General features: G+C 68.8%; 14 protein-coding genes. All 14 read left to right on the top strand.

Annotated features, from left to right (window positions below; genetic code table 11):
- The first annotated feature begins 28 nt into the window (after nt 1-28).
- The 14 genes from murC (at nt 29) to nrdR (ending at nt 14,772) form a co-directional block, all read left to right on the top strand.
- Nucleotides 29-1,429: a UDP-N-acetylmuramate--L-alanine ligase gene (murC, locus tag C6C15_RS10550; RefSeq protein WP_060922671.1), complete on the top strand. Its 1,401-nt coding sequence runs from the start codon at nt 29-31 to the stop codon at nt 1,427-1,429.
- Between the two features lie 183 nt (nt 1,430-1,612).
- The gene (locus tag C6C15_RS10545; protein WP_234024123.1) at nt 1,613-2,356 is read left to right on the top strand and encodes an FtsQ-type POTRA domain-containing protein; all 744 of its coding nucleotides are present in this window, start codon (nt 1,613-1,615) and stop codon (nt 2,354-2,356) included.
- A gap of 163 nt (nt 2,357-2,519) precedes the next feature.
- Nucleotides 2,520-3,674: a cell division protein FtsZ gene (ftsZ, locus tag C6C15_RS10540; RefSeq protein WP_060922670.1), complete on the top strand. Its 1,155-nt coding sequence runs from the start codon at nt 2,520-2,522 to the stop codon at nt 3,672-3,674.
- Nucleotides 3,671-4,378, top strand: coding sequence for a YggS family pyridoxal phosphate-dependent enzyme (locus C6C15_RS10535; RefSeq protein ID WP_105950042.1), 708 nt, complete (start codon nt 3,671-3,673; stop codon nt 4,376-4,378). The genes ftsZ and C6C15_RS10535 overlap by 4 nt, the downstream gene beginning before the upstream one ends.
- Before the next feature lie 43 nt (nt 4,379-4,421).
- Entirely contained in the window at nt 4,422-4,895 is a 474-nt protein-coding gene (locus C6C15_RS10530; protein WP_025105082.1) for a cell division protein SepF, read from the top strand.
- 3 nt (nt 4,896-4,898) lie between these two features.
- Nucleotides 4,899-5,198 (top strand): YggT family protein, encoded by a 300-nt coding sequence (locus C6C15_RS10525; RefSeq protein ID WP_025105081.1) that lies wholly within the window; start codon nt 4,899-4,901, stop codon nt 5,196-5,198.
- Between the two features lie 181 nt (nt 5,199-5,379).
- Nucleotides 5,380-5,979 (top strand): DivIVA domain-containing protein, encoded by a 600-nt coding sequence (locus tag C6C15_RS10520; protein ID WP_083370877.1) that lies wholly within the window; start codon nt 5,380-5,382, stop codon nt 5,977-5,979.
- Nucleotides 5,980-5,988: 9 nt separating this feature from the next.
- Complete coding sequence (lspA, locus tag C6C15_RS10515) at nt 5,989-6,561, top strand: signal peptidase II (RefSeq protein WP_254635588.1); 573 nt, start codon at nt 5,989-5,991, stop codon at nt 6,559-6,561.
- 2 nt (nt 6,562-6,563) lie between these two features.
- Nucleotides 6,564-7,484: an RluA family pseudouridine synthase gene (locus C6C15_RS10510; protein WP_060921224.1), complete on the top strand. Its 921-nt coding sequence runs from the start codon at nt 6,564-6,566 to the stop codon at nt 7,482-7,484.
- 56 nt (nt 7,485-7,540) lie between these two features.
- A complete protein-coding gene (locus C6C15_RS10505; RefSeq protein WP_105950041.1) occupies nt 7,541-8,122 on the top strand; it encodes a GNAT family N-acetyltransferase in 582 nt (193 codons plus the stop codon).
- A 50-nt stretch (nt 8,123-8,172) separates the two neighbouring features.
- Nucleotides 8,173-11,691, top strand: coding sequence for a DNA polymerase III subunit alpha (dnaE, locus tag C6C15_RS10500; RefSeq protein WP_060921222.1), 3,519 nt, complete (start codon nt 8,173-8,175; stop codon nt 11,689-11,691).
- A 67-nt stretch (nt 11,692-11,758) separates the two neighbouring features.
- Nucleotides 11,759-12,985, top strand: coding sequence for a hypothetical protein (locus C6C15_RS10495; RefSeq protein WP_105950040.1), 1,227 nt, complete (start codon nt 11,759-11,761; stop codon nt 12,983-12,985).
- A 1-nt stretch (nt 12,986) separates the two neighbouring features.
- The gene (gene hisD / locus C6C15_RS10490; RefSeq protein ID WP_105950039.1) at nt 12,987-14,291 is read left to right on the top strand and encodes a histidinol dehydrogenase; all 1,305 of its coding nucleotides are present in this window, start codon (nt 12,987-12,989) and stop codon (nt 14,289-14,291) included.
- Between the two features lie 10 nt (nt 14,292-14,301).
- Entirely contained in the window at nt 14,302-14,772 is a 471-nt protein-coding gene (gene nrdR / locus C6C15_RS10485; protein ID WP_025105071.1) for a transcriptional regulator NrdR, read from the top strand.
- Nucleotides 14,773-14,774: the final 2 nt, after the last annotated feature.

Genomic DNA, 14,774 nt, shown 5'->3' with positions numbered 1-14,774 from the left:
CGAGAACGAAAAGTAGACTGAAGCGGACATGATCAGACCCGACCTCTCCCTCCCCATCCCCGAGACGATCACCGCCGCGCACTTCATCGGCATCGGTGGATCCGGGATGAGCGGACTCGCCAAGATGTTCCTCGACGCGGGCATCCGCGTCTCCGGCAGCGACCGCGCCGACAGCGACAACCTGCGGGCGCTGGCCGCGGCGGGTGCGACGGTCCACGTCGGTCATGATGCCGCCCACCTCGGCGACGCCGACACGGTCGTGCACACCGGCGCCATCTGGCCGGAGAACCCCGAGTTCGTCACCGCCAAGGAGCGGGGCCTGCACGTCATCCACCGGTCTCAGGCGCTGCACTGGCTGATCGGCACGCGGCGCCTCGTCTCGGTGGCGGGTGCGCACGGCAAGACGACCTCGACGGGGATGATCGTCACCGCGTTGCGTGACCTCGGCGCCGATCCGCACTTCGTCAACGGCGGCGTCATCGAGCAGCTCGGCACGTCCAGCGCGACCGGGAGCGGCGACCTCTTCGTCATCGAGGCGGACGAGTCCGACGGCACCTTCCTCCTCTACGACACGGCTGTGGCGCTCATCACGAACGTCGACCCCGATCACCTCGACCACTACGGCTCCGACGAGGCCTTCCACGACGCCTTCGTGCGGTTCGCGGATGCCGCGTCGGAGGCGGTCGTCATCTCCAGCGACGACCCCGGCGCGCTCAGGGTCCTGGCAGGGCTGTCCCACCCGCGGGTCCTGACGTTCGGTCAGGCCGAGCACGCGGATGTCCGCGTCAGCGAGATCGTCACCGCGGGCCCCGTCGCGGCGGTCGTCTCGCACGGAGGGGAGACCGAGCGCATGCAGCTCGCGGTCCCCGGCGTGCACAACGCGATCAATGCGACGGGAGCGGTCGCCGTCCTCCTCGCGCTCGGCCACCCGCTCCGCGACGCCGTGCGCGCCATCGAGGGCTTCGCGGGAACCGTCCGTCGTCTCGAGCGCCACGGTGAGGAGCGCGGGGTCACGGTCTACGACGACTACTCCCATCACCCCACCGAGGTCCGCGCCGCGTTGGAGGCCATGCGCAGCCTGGCGGGTTCCGGCCGGCTGATCGCGATCCAGCAGCCGCACACGTACTCCCGGACGCAGCACATGTACCAGGAGTTCGCGGACGTCCTGGAGGAGCTCGCCGACCACACCGTGATGCTGGACGTCTACGGCGCCAGGGAAGACCCGGTGCCCGGCGTCACCGGTGAGCTGGTGAGCGGCGCGTTCCAGGACGCTTCCCGCGTGCACTTCGTCGCCGACTGGCAGGAGGCGGCCGACTACACGGCATCGGTCGCGGAGGAGGGCGACTTCGTCGTGACCCTCGGTTGCGGCAACGTCTACCAGATCATCCCGCAGGTGCTGGAGTCACTTCGCCGGACCGACGGGGCGTAGCCCATGCGCCGGCCGCCCCCACTCCCGAGCGCTCCGGATACTCCGGGGGAGACGGACGACGCGTCCGAACGGACCCTCCGCCGGCGTCCCGCCCCGCTGCCGTCGCCGGACGAGGGGGGAGACGCCTCGCCGGTCGGGTCCGCCGCAGTGATGCCCGAGGAACGGCCGGTCCCGCGTTCGTCCATGGATGTCTGGCGCGCCGCGCGCGCCCGTCGCAGGGCGCTCCGGGCGGAGATCCGTCGGTTCACCCAGCGATCCCGCCGGCGTCGTATCGTCTGGCTGAGCGCCCTCGGGGCCGTGGCGCTGCTGATCGGGGGGAGTGTCGCCGCCGCCTACAGCCCGCTCTTCGCTGTGCAGCGCATCACGGTCACCGGCACCACGACGATCGATCCCGCGGTGATCGAAGGCGCCCTCGCGGACCAGCTCGGGACGCCGCTCGCCCTGGTCGATACGAGCGAGGTCAAGGCGGCGTTGATGACGTTCCCGCTCATCGAGACGTATGCCCTGGAAGCACGTCCACCGCACGACCTGACCGTGCGCATCGTCGAGCGTACGCCGATCGGGGTGGTCGAGTCGGGTGCCGGCTTCACCCTCGTGGACGCAGCGGGCGTCGCTCTCTCGACGACAGCCCAGCGCCCGGCGGGGCAGCCGTTGGTGGAGGTGGAGGGCGGGGTCGACTCGGCCGCCTTCCGCAGCGCCGGGCTCGTCGTCCGAGCGCTCCCGGCGGACATCCGCAAGACACTCACCGGCGTGCGGGCCTCGACGGCGGACGACGTGACCTTGACCCTCGACTCCGGCCTCACGGTCGTGTGGGGGAGTCAGGAGGACTCGGGGCTGAAGGCGCTCGCACTCTCCGCCGCGCTCGTGAAGAACCCCGATGCCTCGTCGATCGACGTCACGTCTCCCGACGTGGCGGTCGTCGGCTGATCTCTTTCGGCGGGAATGGCGCGACACGCCCATGTCGCTGCGCGTGCGCGGCCAGGCGGCGCATACCTTCGATCTGAGAGAACGCAATACCGGGAAATACTTTACACCTCTAGTTGAGGTTTAAGGTTCACCCCTTCCAGGCTCTACTAATCGGAGGCCGGCCATGAGCCAGAACCAGAACTACCTCGCCGTGATCAAGGTCGTCGGCGTCGGCGGTGGCGGCGTCAACGCCGTCAACCGCATGATCGAGCTCGGTCTCCGCGGAGTCGAGTTCATCGCCGTCAACACCGACGCCCAGGCGCTGCTCATGAGCGACGCCGACGTCAAGCTGGACGTGGGCCGCGAGCTCACCCGCGGTCTCGGCGCCGGTGCCGACCCCGAGGTGGGTCGTCGCGCCGCAGAGGACCACGCGGAGGAGATCGAGCAGGCCCTGACCGGTGCCGACATGGTCTTCGTCACCGCCGGAGAGGGTGGTGGCACCGGAACCGGTGGTGCTCCCGTCGTCGCCCGCATCGCCAAGTCGATCGGTGCGCTGACCATCGGTGTCGTGACGAAGCCGTTCTCCTTCGAGGGGCGTCGTCGCCAGAGCCAGGCCGAGGCGGGCGTCGCGAAGCTGAAGGAAGAGGTCGACACCCTCATCGTCGTCCCGAACGACCGTCTGCTCGAGATCAGCGACCGCGGCATCTCGATGATCGAGGCGTTCGCGACTGCCGACCAGGTCCTCCTCGCCGGTGTGCAGGGCATCACCGACCTCATCACGACCCCCGGTCTCATCAACCTGGACTTCGCCGACGTGAAGTCGGTCATGCAGGGAGCGGGATCCGCCCTGATGGGCATCGGCTCGGCCCGCGGTGCCGACCGCGCGATCAAGGCGGCGGAGCTCGCCGTCGAGTCGCCGCTGCTCGAGGCATCGATCGAAGGCGCGCACGGTGTGCTGCTGTCGATCCAGGGTGGCTCGAACCTCGGCATCTTCGAGATCCACGACGCCGCGGACCTCGTCAAGGAGGCCGCGCACCCGGAGGCCAACATCATCTTCGGCACGGTCATCGACGACACGCTCGGCGACGAGGTGCGGGTGACCGTGATCGCCGCCGGCTTCGACGGCGGCGAGCCCTCGCTGCGGCTGGACCCGATGGTCGTCTCGCGTCCCTCCACCGCGTCCCTTCCCGAGGTGGCGCTGTCGGAGACCTCCGAGCCTGCGGCCGAGAAGAGCACGCCCGAGCCCGCCCCGGCGCCGACGGCACCGCGCACGCCGACGACGAGCATCGAGCCGGCCTTCGCCGACGACGACATCGACATCCCCGAATTCCTGAAGTGACGACACCGGTCGGCGCTTCGGCGCCATCGGACCTGGCCGCGCGGCTGTCGGCGATCGACGAGAAGATCGCCGACGCCGCGCGTGCCGCCGGGCGGTCCCCCGAGGGGATCACCCGGATCGTCGTCACGAAGTTCCACCCCGCCTCCCTGGTACGCGATCTGCACGCTCTCGGAGTGCACGCGGTGGGGGAGAACCGGCAGCAGGAGCTCACCGCCAAGGCGGGTGAACTCTCCGGCCTCGACCTCGAGTGGCATTTCATCGGGCAGGGGCAGACGAACAAGGCCGCGGCGATCAGGCGGAGCGCCGACGTCGTGCATTCCGTGGACCGTGACCGGTTCGCGGACGCCCTGCACCGTGCGGCCGAGACCGACGAGGTGCTCGACGTACTCGTCCAGGTGAATCTCACCGAGGATGAGGGCAGGGGAGGCGTGGCGCCGGCGTCAGCCGTGGCGCTGGCCGAGCACGTGCTCGGCCTGTCCTCGCTGCGGCTCCGTGGTGTGATGGCCGTCGCGCCCCTCGACGAGGATCCCGCGAACGCCTTCGCCCGTCTGCACCACATCGCCGCCGACGTGCGGACCGTCGCTCCCGACGCGACGTGGATCTCCGCCGGGATGACCGGCGACTTTGCCGAGGCCATCGCCGCCGGCGCGACACACCTGCGGATCGGTTCCGCAATCACGGGACCGCGCCCCGCCCGGGGTTAACCTGTGACAAGACCAGCCCGAAACGTTCGAACCGGAGGACACGATGGGTAACCCGCTGAAGAAGACCATGGTGTATCTCGGCCTCGCCGACGAGGAAGAGGTCTACGAAGAGGAGACGCCGGCGCCCGCCCGCGCCCAGCGTGAGCGTGAGCGTGAGCGCGAAGAGCCGGCTCCGGCTCCCGTCACGCCCCTCCGTCGTCCCGTCGCCGTCCGCCAGCCCGCAGCAGGAGCCGTGAACGAGATCCTCACCGTCCACCCGAAGCAGTACCGCGACGCCCAGCTGATCGCGGAGAGCTTCCGCGAGGGCGTCCCGGTCATCATCAACCTCTCCCAGATGAGCGACGCCGACGCGCGCCGCCTCATCGACTTCGCGAGCGGTCTCTCCCTCGGCCTCTACGGCCGGATCGAGCGGGTGACCTCCAAGGTATTCCTGCTCTCGCCGGAGAACATCGCGGTGTCCGGCCACGGGGGTATCGCGCACGCAGACGCCGAGTCTGCGGGCTTCGACCACTCGTAGACCGTGCAGCTGGTCTCGGTCCTCGCCAGCATCGTCCATCTGGTGCTGCTGGTCTACATCCTCGTGCTCTTCGCGAGGCTCATCCTGGACTACATCCCGATGTTCAATCGGGAATGGCGTCCCAAGGGCTTCGGTCTCGTGGCCGCCGAGGCGGTGTACACCGTCACCGATCCGCCCATCCGGTTCTTCCGGCGGATCATCCCGCCGCTGCGTATCGGTCAGCTCTCGCTGGACTTCGGCTTCGCGCTGACCCTTCTGGTCGTCCTGATCCTGATGAACATCGTCCGGTTGTTCATCCGCTGACCACCCCGCGTGTCGCGCCCGGTGACGGCGGCGAGTTCGCCGAGCCTGGGTGTCGTGGCATCGCGACCCCAAGGCTCGGGGGCTATGCTGGCACCCAGGTGCGCGCCCCGGGTTCGCGCCACATCACGAACACGCCATACATCGGTACTGGCAATCGAACTCATCGAAAGAGGAGCCACCCATGGCACTTACCCCGGATGACGTCGTCACCAAGCAGTTCCAGCATGTCCGCTTCAAGGACGGCTTCGACCCGGACGAGGTCGACGACTTCCTCGACGAGATCGTCATCGAGTGGCGCAAGGCCCTCGAGGAGAACGCCGAGCTGAAGGCGAAGCTCGCCGCTTATGAGTCGGGCTCCACGCCTGCTCCCGCCGCTGCCGCCGAGCCGGAAGCCGCTGCTCCCGCCCCGGCCGCCGCCGAGGCTCCCGCCGCCGACGCCGCACCGACCGGCTCCGCGACCGCGACCGCCGGCATCATCGAGCTCGCGCAGCGTCTGCACGACGAGCACGTGGCCGAGGGTGAGGCCAAGCGCAACCAGCTCATCTCCGAGGCCGAGGCCGAGGTCGCCCGTATCCGCACGGAGGCCGAGGCGAAGCAGCGCGAGGAGACCGCACGCCTGGAGCGCGAGCGCAACACGTTGGAGGCGCGCATCACGGAGCTGCGCAACTTCGAGCGCGACTACCGCTCGCAGCTCCGCGGCTACATCGAGGGTCAGCTCCGCGAGCTCGACGAGAAGTCGGCCTCCACGGACTCCACGCCGGTCTCCGCGATCGGCCTGTAAGGCGCCCTCTTGTCAGGACGTCGTCCCCTTCGTCGGTCGGCGGCCGGTGCGATCGTTGCGATTCTCGCAGCGGTCGTGCTGGCCGCCGATCAGTTTGTGAAGTACCTCACCATCGAGAATCTGCCGCTCCACGAGGCGGTCCCGGTCCTCGGAGAGTTCCTGCAGCTCTACTACGTGCGCAACCCCGGTGCGGCGTTCTCCCTCGGCTCGGGCGTGACCTGGATCTTCACCATCGCCCTCGCGGTCGTCGCAGGCGTCATCGTCTGGAAGGCGTTCGGACTGCGGTCGCGTCTCTGGGCTGTCGTCCTCGGGTGCCTGCTCGGAGGCGTGCTCGGCAACCTGTCGGACCGTCTCTTCCGGGCCCCCGGCTTCCCGGTCGGGGAAGTGGTGGACATGATCTCCATGCCGTGGATGATGCCGGCGATCTTCAACGTCGCCGACATCTTCATCGTCACCGGGATGATCTCGGTGGCTCTGCTCGTCGTCTTCGGCCTCCGGTTCGACGGCACGCGAGAGCGGGACCACGCCCCGATCGAGACGGACGAGGACGCCGAGGCGGCTGCGGCGTCCGAGGAGCGCTGACCGTGGAGTCGCGTTCGCTGCCCGTCCCGGACGGGCTCGACGGTACGCGGGTCGATGCCGCCCTCGCCAAGCTCCTCGGGTTCTCGCGGACCTTCGCGGCGGAGGTGGCCGCATCCGGCGGCGTCCGCCTGGACGGCGTCACCCTCGACAAGTCGGACCGCCTGCGCGGCGGTGCGTGGCTGGACGTCGAGTGGGAGCCGAAGGAGGGGCCGAAGATCGTGCCCATCGCGGTGCCCGAACTCGGGATCGTCTACGACGACGATGACATCGTCGTGGTGGACAAGCCGACCGGGGTCGCTGCCCACCCCTCGCTCGGGTGGGAGGGACCCACGGTCGTCGGCGCTCTCGCCGCCGCCGGGTTCCGCGTCGCCACCAGCGGCGCGCCGGAGCGTCAAGGCGTCGTGCACCGGCTGGACGTCGGGACGAGCGGGCTCATGGTCGTGGCCAAGAGCGAGTCCGCGTACACGGCCCTCAAGCGCGCGTTCAAGGAGCGCACGGTCGAGAAGATCTATCACGCGGTGGTGCAGGGGCATCCGGACCCGCTCGTGGGCACGATCGATGCGCCGATCGGTCGGCACCCGAACCACTCCTGGAAGTTCGCCGTCGTCCCGGACGGGAAGCCCTCCGTGACGCACTACGAGACGCTCGAGGCGTTTCCCGGTGCCTCTCTGCTCGAGATCCATCTGGAGACGGGTCGTACGCACCAGATCCGCGTGCACATGGCGGCGCACCGGCACCCGTGCGTCGGGGACCCGCTCTACGGCGCCGATCCGACGCTCTCCGCCCGCCTCGGACTCACGCGGCAGTGGCTGCACGCGCATCAGCTGGCATTCGCCCATCCGACGACGGGGGAGTGGGTGCAGTTCGCCTCGCCCTATCCGGAGGACTTCCAGCACGCGTTGGACGTGCTGCGCGGGGAATAGCTCATCCGCCGGGGCGTCAGCGCGCCGGTGTCCGGGGTATCCGCCACACTGACCACATGAGCATCGTGGTGCGCCCGGCGACGGTCTTCGATGACGTCGCCGCGGTCGTGGGGCCGAAGAAGCCGACGTCGAACGTCTGCTTCTGCCTGAGCTATCGGATCGGCAACAAGGAGAACGTCTCCCTTCGCGGTCCCGCACGGGCCGAGCGGGTGCGTGAGCTCTGCCACCAGGATCCTCCCCCCGGCGTCCTCGCCTACCTCGACGACGAGCCGGTCGGCTGGGCGGCGTTGCACCCTCGACGCGACACGAGCTTCGCGCGCAATCGCCTCATCCCGCATGTCGACGACCTCGACGTGTGGTCACTGTGGTGCTTCCGGGTCCGCCCAGGGCATCGCAAACAGGGTGTCTCCCACGCCCTCATCGAGGGCGCGGTCGCCTACGCGCGCGATCGGGGCGCACCCGCGATCGAGGGGTATCCGGTCGACAACGCCGGCGCGAAGGTGAACCTCACGATGGCGTACGTCGGGACGCGGCGTCTCTTCGAGAGCGCGGGGTTCGCGAAGGCGGCGGACACGGGCTCCGTCCTCGACGGCTTCCCCCGCGTGCTCATGCGGCTGGACCTCCGCGAGAAAGCGTGAACCGGGAGCCGGCGCCTCCTCGTGTCCGGGGCCGAACGTAGACTCGAAGCATGGCATCCGACTCCTTCGTCCACCTGCACGTGCACAGCGAGTACTCGATGCTCGACGGGGCTGCGAAGATCAACGCGATGACGCAGGCGGCCGCCGATTACGGCATGCCGGCGATCGCGGTGACGGACCACGGGAACACCTTCGCGGCGTTCGAGTTCTACAACGCGGCCCGCAACGCCGGCATCAAGCCCATCGTGGGTCTCGAGGCCTACGTCACTCCGGGCACGCACCGCAGCGACAAGACCCGCGTGCAGTGGGGCTCGGCGGACCAGCGCAGCGACGACGTGTCGGGTTCGGGCGCGTACACCCACATGACCATGTGGAGCCAGAGCACGGAGGGCATGCACAACCTCTTCCGGCTGAGCTCGCTGTCGAGCATGGAGGGTTACTACTTCAAGCCGCGTATGGACCGCGAGCTGCTCCAGACATACGGCAAGGGGCTCATCGCCACGACGGGGTGCCCGTCGGGAGAGGTGCAGACGCGGCTGCGGCTCGGGCAGTACGACGCCGCCCGCGCGGCCGCGGCGGAGTTCCAGGACATCTTCGGCAAGGAGAACTACTTCGCCGAGATCATGGACCACGGCCTGTCGATCGAGCGCCGGGTCATGACGGATCTGCTGCGGCTCGCGAAAGACCTCGGCATCCCGCTCGTGGCCACCAACGACTCGCACTACACCCACCAGCACGAGGCCGACGCGCACGCAGCCCTGCTGTGCGTGCAGTCCGGCTCCACGCTCGACGACCCGAACCGCTTCAAGTTCGACGGCGACGGGTACTACATCAAGACCGCGGCCGAGATGCGGCAGCTCTTCCGGGACCACCCGGAGGCCTGTGACAACACGCTCCTGATCGCCGAGCGCTGCGAGGTGGAGTTCAACACCTCGGCGAACTACATGCCGCGGTTCCCGGTCCCCGACGGCGAGACCGAGGACAGCTGGCTCATCAAGGAGGTCGAGAAGGGCCTCCACTACCGGTACCCGAACGGCATCCCGGACAAGGTGCGCAAGCAGGCCGAGTACGAGACCGGCATCATCCTCCAGATGGGCTTCCCCGGGTACTTCCTCGTCGTCGCCGACTTCATCAACTGGGCCAAGGACAACGGCATCCGGGTCGGTCCGGGACGTGGCTCCGGTGCGGGTTCGATGGTCGCCTATGCGATGAAGATCACCGACCTCGACCCTCTCGAGCACGGTCTGATCTTCGAGCGGTTCCTCAACCCGGACCGCGTCTCGATGCCCGACTTCGACGTCGACTTCGACGACCGTCGTCGCGGCGAGGTCATCGAGTACGTGACCCGGAAGTACGGGTCCGAGCGCGTCGCGCAGATCGTCACGTACGGCACGATCAAGTCGAAGCAGGCGCTCAAGGACGCCGGTCGCGTCCTCGGCTTCCCGTTCAGCATGGGCGAGCGACTCACCAAGGCCATGCCCCCGGCCGTCATGGGGAAGGACATGCCCCTCGACGGCATGTTCGACTCTGCGCACCCGCGCTACAAGGAGGCGAGCGAGTTCCGCGCCCTCATCGAGACCGACCCCGAAGCGAAGACGGTCTTCGATCGGGCCCTCGGCCTCGAGGGGCTGAAGCGACAGTGGGGCGTGCATGCCGCCGGCGTCATCATGTCGTCGGAGCCCCTGCTCGACATCATCCCGATCATGCGCCGCGAGCAGGACGGCCAGATCGTCACGCAGTTCGACTATCCGTCGTGCGAGTCCCTCGGCCTCATCAAGATGGACTTCCTCGGCCTCCGGAACCTCACGATCATCTCGGACGCGCTCGACAACATCCGGATGAACCGCGGTGAGGAGCTCGATCTCGAGCACCTCGGTCTCGATGACCCCGCCGTCTACGAGCTGCTGGCCCGCGGCGACACGCTCGGCGTCTTCCAGCTCGACAGTCCGCCGCTGCGTTCACTCATGCGGCTCATGAAGCCGGACAACTTCGGCGACATCTCGGCCCTCATCGCGCTGTACCGTCCGGGGCCGATGGGTGCGAACTCCCACACCAACTACGCGCTGCGCAAGAACGGGCAGCAGGAGATCACCCCGATCCATCCCGAACTCGCGGAACCGCTCGCCGAGATCCTGGAGGAGTCCTATGGACTCATCATCTACCAGGAGCAGGTCATGGCCATCGCGCAGAAGGTGGCCGGGTTCAGCCTCGGTCAGGCCGACATCCTGCGCCGCGCGATGGGAAAGAAGAAGAAGTCCGAGCTGGACAAGCAGTATGCGGGGTTCGCGGCGGGAATGACCGAGCGCGGCTTCGGGGAAGGAGCGGTCAAGGCGCTGTGGGACATCCTCCTGCCGTTCTCGGACTACGCCTTCAACAAAGCGCACTCCGCCGCGTACGGTCTCGTTTCCTATTGGACCGCCTACCTCAAGGCGCACTACCCGGCCGAGTACATGGCCGCACTCCTCACGAGCGTCGGCGACTCGAAAGACAAGATGGCGCTCTACCTCAACGAGTGCCGCCGAATGGGCATCAAGGTGCTGCCGCCGGACGTCTCCGAGTCGATCAACTTCTTCGCGGCTGTCGGCGATGACATCCGCTTCGGCCTCGGCGCCGTCCGCAACGTCGGCACGAACGTCGTCGACGGCATCGTGCAGTCGCGCAAGGACGAGCGGTTCACCTCGTTCCATCACTTCCTCGACAAGGTGCCGCTGCACGTCGCCAACAAACGCACGGTCGAGTCGCTGATCAAAGCCGGGGCCTTCGACTCGATGGGTGACACCCGTCGGGCCCTCCTCGAGATCCATGAAGACGCCGTGGAGGCGGCGGTGGACCGGAAGCGCAACGAGGCTCAGGGCGCCATCGGCTTCGACTTCGACAGTCTCTACGACGGCATGGAGGAGGCGGCACCCGCGAAAGTGCCCCCTCGTCCCGAGTGGATCAAGAAGGACAAGCTCGCCTTCGAGCGGGAGATGCTCGGCCTCTATGTCTCTGACCACCCGTTGGCTGGTCTGGAGGTCCCGCTCGCGAAGCATGCCTCGATCTCCATCCACGACCTCAACAACTCCGAGGACCTGCAGGACGGCGATCAGGTCACCGTGGCCGGCCTCGTCACGAGTGTCCAGCATCGTGTGGCGAAGGCGAGCGGAAACCCGTACGGAATGATCACCGTGGAGGACTTCAACGGCGAGGTCACCGTGATGTTCATGGGCAAGACGTACCTCGAGTTCCAGCACACTCTGCAGCAGGATGCGATCCTCGCCGTGCGCGGGCGCGTCTCCCGCCGTGATGACGGCCTGAACCTGCATGCCCAGTCTGCCTTCGCCCCCGACGTCGGCTCCTTCGATGCAGCAGGGCCCCTGTCTCTCGTCCTCGCCGAGCAGCGCGCGACGGAACGGGTCATGACGGAACTGGCCGAGGTGCTCCGGCGGCACAGCGGGGACACCGAGGTGCTGCTGCGCGTGCATCGCGCTGGCACGGCGAAGGTGTTCGAGGTGCCTATGCCGGTGAAGGTCTCCGCCGACCTCTTCGGTGACCTCAAGTCACTGCTCGGACCAACCTGTCTGGGGTGAGCGGGTAGGATCGGGAGCCGTCGAGAGCACCGGAAAGACGTGGTGCGCCGATGAGGAAAGGACGACTATGAGCACGGATCTTCCCGAGCCGGACGCCGAAGCGGTGTTCAGCGATGAGGACGGCGTCCTCTACGACGACGAGGTCACGCCGGAGTACGGCATCCTCGGATTCACGCTGCGCGAGCTCCTGATCGTCGGAGTCTGGCTGGTCTCCTTCCTCGTGTCCTTCTTCCCGCTCAGCGGGGGGATCTCGCTCTGGGGCATCGGCATCCAGTGGATCCTGCCGATCGGCGTGCCGACGGTCGCCGTGTTCCTCCTCGTCCTCCGGCGGTTCTCACCCGACGGCATCCGCCGGGTGGGGTCGCTCGGCATCGATCAGTTCGCCTCCGTGGCCTTCTCGGTCTCGGCGTGCGTGTGGGCCGGCAACCTGTGGCTCGCCCTGTCGGCCGTCATCTCCACCGGCAACTGGGGTCTGCCCTGGAACGCCGTCGTGCAGGTCATCACCTCGACCGCGCTCGTCGTGCTCACCGTCTTCGCCCCGCTCATCCCGGGCCTCAAGGAGGACTTCCAGGGGCGGCTCGTCACTCTCGCGCACCGCAACGCCAATCCGGTGCGCCCGGTGATCGCACGGCCGCGTCCCGAGGCGACGTCGAGCGGATCCGCCGCTGAGGCCCCTGCCGCCGCCGAGTCTCCCGCCGCGGAGGCCGAGGGCGAGACAGCCGTGATCTCAGACGCCGATGCCGAGCAGAGCACCGGTGACGCGGACGCCGCCGCCGATCTCCGCGACACCGACACCGACACGCGCGACGTGTCGGCGAACGGCGCGGATCGCGTCCCTCTCACCGCGCATGCCTCGGGCGGGGGAACCGGAACCGTGCCGGTGTCCGCCGAGGACGAGTACACCCCGGTCTACTCGCGGCGGTCCCGCGGGGAGCAGCCGGAGATCGTTTCCGACACCGGCAGCATCGAGTCGCTGTTGGGCGCCAAGGCGCTCTCCGAGGAGGAACTCGCGGCCGCGCAGGAACCGGCATCGGATGATGCGACGGCGGTGCATTCCGTCATCGACGATCACCAGGCAGCCGCCCCGCGTCAGAACACGCCCGAGGCGCAGCCCTTCTGGATCCTCGCCCCGACGGAGCGCGACGTGCACGACGAACGCGGAGAGCCGATCTTCCGCATCGGTCCGACCGCCTGGGCGCTCGTCATCGAGGATCGGGGCGGGGCGTTCGTCGTCCGCCACGATGACGGCCGCATCGGCTATCTCCACGACATCGCCGGCATCACGAAGGGCTGACATGCGCACGATCGATCTGCGGGGGCGCGAGCTCTCGCCCGCTGACATGCTCGCGGCCGTTCCGCGCGCGACCCAGGCACGAGCCGAGGCGCTCGACACCGCCGCGCGTCTCGTCGACGACGTGCGGGATCGCGGCGAGGACGCGCTGCGGGAGCAGGCGGAGCGGTTCGACCGGGTCACCGGGCACGCTGTGCGGGTGCCGGAAGCACACCTCGCGGATGCGCTGTCGAACCTGGCTCCGACGGTCCGCGCTTCCCTCGAAGAGGCCATCCGACGTGTGCGCCTGGCCTCGGCCGCGCAGGTCCCCGCACCGCAGGTGACGAGGATCGGCGAGGGAGCGACCATCACGCAGCGCTGGCAGCCGGTGGCCCGTGTCGGGGTCTACATCCCCGGGGGCAAGGCCGTCTACCCGTCGAGCGTCGTCATGAACGTCGTCCCCGCGCAGGTCGCGGGGGTGCAGCAGATCGCCCTCGCCTCGCCGCCGCAGGCGGACCAGGACGGTCGCGTCCACCCGACCATCCTGGCCGCCGCGGCGCTGCTCGGTGTCTCCGAGGTCTACGCGATGGGCGGAGCCGGAGCCATCGGTGCGCTCGCCCACGGCGTCGCGAGCCTGGGGCTCGATCCCGTCGACGTCGTGTCGGGACCGGGAAACAACTACGTCGCTTCGGCGAAGCGGGCCGTCGCAGGGGTGGTCGGCACCGACTCCGAGGCCGGCGCGACCGAGATCCTCGTCGTCGCCGACGCCGACGCCGACGCTCGTCTCATCGCCGCCGACCTCGTCAGCCAGGCCGAGCACGATGAGCAGGCCTCGGCCGTCCTCGTGACGGATGCCCTGGAGATCGCGGAGCAGGTCCGCGCAGAGGTCGAGCAGCAGGCTGCGCGTACGCGGCACAGCGAACGCGTCAGGGCTGCGCTGTCCGGCCCGCAGTCGGCGATCGTGCTGGTGGACGATCGAGCGACGGCGGCCGCGTTCAGCAACGCCTACGCCCCGGAGCACCTGGAGCTGCACCTCGCGGATGCGGAGGAGGCGGCAGCCGCCTTCACGAGCGCCGGTGCCGTGTTCGTCGGCGACCAGACCCCCGTCAGCCTCGGTGACTACATGGCCGGAAGCAACCACGTGCTGCCCACCGGCGGTCAGGCCCGCTATGCACCGGGCCTGGGCGCCTACACGTTCCTCCGCCCACAGCAGGTCGTTTCCTACGACCGCTCGGCCCTGGCCGCTGTTCGGGAGGGCGTGGTCGCGCTCGCTGAAACCGAGGTGCTCCCGGCCCACGGCGAGGCGATCGAGGCCCGCTTCACCGCGTAGGATCTGTCAGATGCACTGCCCCTTCTGCCGTCACCCCGACTCCCGGGTCATCGATTCCCGCACCAGCGACGACGGACTCTCGATCCGTCGGCGCCGTCAGTGTCCGGAATGCGGGGGACGGTTCTCCACGACGGAGACGGCGAGCCTCAACGTCATCAAGCGCTCGGGCGTCATGGAGCCCTTCAGCCGGGAGAAGGTCATCTCCGGCGTGCGCAAGGCCTGCCAGGGGCGTCCCGTGACGGAGGCGGACCTCGCGATCCTCGCGCAGCGGGTGGAGGAGGCGGTCCGACAGACCGGCGTCTCCCAGCTCGACACGAACGAGATCGGCCTCGCCATCCTGGGGCCGCTTCGTGAGCTCGACGAGGTCGCCTTCCTCCGCTTCGCGAGCGTCTACCAGGCGTTCGACTCGCTCGAGGACTTCGAATCCGCGATCAGCGACCTCCGGGCCGACCACGCGAAGGCGGAGGCGGCGGACCGGTAATC

The sequence above is a fragment of the Microbacterium sp. str. 'China' genome (assembly GCF_002993305.1).
Classification (GTDB): Bacteria; Actinomycetota; Actinomycetes; order Actinomycetales; family Microbacteriaceae; genus Microbacterium; species Microbacterium paraoxydans.
This window is presented reverse-complemented; position numbering and strand designations above follow the sequence as displayed.